Raw genomic sequence first — 1782 nt, 5'->3', positions numbered from 1 at the left:
TTCGATGTTTGACGCTTCACAGCGGGTACCGGAATATCAACCGGTTATCCATCGACTACGCCTGTCGGCCTCGCCTTAGGTCCCGACTTACCCTGGGCAGATCAGCTTGACCCAGGAACCCTTAGTCAATCGGCGCACACGTTTCTCACGTGTGTATCGCTACTCATGCCTGCATTCTCACTCGTCAACCGTCCACGACTCGCTTACGCGGCCGCTTCACCCGGCAGACGACGCTCCCCTACCCATCACAGCGGGCGTTGGCCCTCATGCTGCAATGACACGACTTCGGCGGTACGCTTGAGCCCCGCTACATTGTCGGCGCGGAATCACTTGACCAGTGAGCTATTACGCACTCTTTCAAGGGTGGCTGCTTCTAAGCCAACCTCCTGGTTGTCTCTGCGACTCCACATCCTTTCCCACTTAGCGTACGCTTAGGGGCCTTAGTCGATGCTCTGGGCTGTTTCCCTCTCGACCATGGAGCTTATCCCCCACAGTCTCACTGCCGCGCTCTCACTTACCGGCATTCGGAGTTTGGCTAAGGTCAGTAACCCGGTAGGGCCCATCGCCTATCCAGTGCTCTACCTCCGGCAAGAAACACACGACGCTGCACCTAAATGCATTTCGGGGAGAACCAGCTATCACGGAGTTTGATTGGCCTTTCACCCCTAACCACAGGTCATCCCCCAGGTTTTCAACCCTGGTGGGTTCGGTCCTCCACGAAGTCTTACCTCCGCTTCAACCTGCCCATGGCTAGATCACTCCGCTTCGGGTCTTGAGCGTGCTACTGAACCGCCCTGTTCGGACTCGCTTTCGCTACGGCTTCCCCACCCGGGTTAACCTCGCAACACACCGCAAACTCGCAGGCTCATTCTTCAAAAGGCACGCAGTCACGAGAGCCCGAAGGCTCCGACGCTCCCACGGCTTGTAGGCACACGGTTTCAGGTACTATTTCACTCCCCTCCCGGGGTACTTTTCACCATTCCCTCACGGTACTATCCGCTATCGGTCACCAGGGAATATTTAGGCTTGGCGGGTGGTCCCGCCAGATTCACACGGGATTTCTCGGGCCCCGTGCTACTTGGGTGTCTCTCCAACGAGCCGCTGACGTTTCGACTACGGGGGTCTTACCCTCTACGCCGGACCTTTCGCATGTCCTTCGCCTACGTCAACGGTTTCTGACTCGTCCCACGGCCGGCAGACCGTAGAAGAGAGATCCCACAACCCCCACGACGCAACCCCTGCCGGGTCTCACACGTCGTAGGTTTGGCCTCATCCGGTTTCGCTCGCCACTACTCCCGGAATCACGGTTGTTTTCTCTTCCTGCGGGTACTGAGATGTTTCACTTCCCCGCGTTCCCTCCACACTGCCTATGTGTTCAGCAGCGGGTGACAGCCCATGACGACTGCCGGGTTTCCCCATTCGGACACCCCCGGATCAAAGCCTGGTTGACGACTCCCCGGGGCCTATCGCGGCCTCCCACGTCCTTCATCGGTTCCTGGTGCCAAGGCATCCACCGTGCGCCCTTAAAAACTTGGCCACAGATGCTCGCGTCCACTGTGCAGTTCTCAAACAACGACCAGCCACCCGTCACACACCACTTGCACGGTGCTTCACCGGGGCCGGCATCCGAAGGACGAGCAGCGCTCGCACCCTCAGACACCCAACAGCGTGCCCGGCACGGCCGGCCGACCAGATCAGCGTTCCACGCCCCGCAGGGGCAGTACTAGCGCCTGGTCCGTCCCGGACCGTGCCGAATAATCAACGTTCCACCCATGAGCAACC

General features: G+C 59.3%; 1 rRNA gene (only partly in view). It reads right to left on the bottom strand.

Features of this window, described 5'->3' with window-relative positions:
• A 23S ribosomal RNA gene (locus tag ACFV7R_RS46870) occupies window positions 1-1537 on the bottom strand (it extends 1599 nt beyond the left edge of the window).
• Window positions 1538-1782 lie beyond the last annotated feature (245 nt).

The sequence above is a fragment of the Streptomyces sp. NPDC059866 genome (genome assembly GCF_042731325.1).
Classification (GTDB): Bacteria; Actinomycetota; Actinomycetes; order Streptomycetales; family Streptomycetaceae; genus Streptomyces; species Streptomyces flavusporus.
The sequence above is the reverse complement of the archived record's forward strand: the minus strand, read 5'-3'. Positions and strand labels throughout refer to the sequence as shown.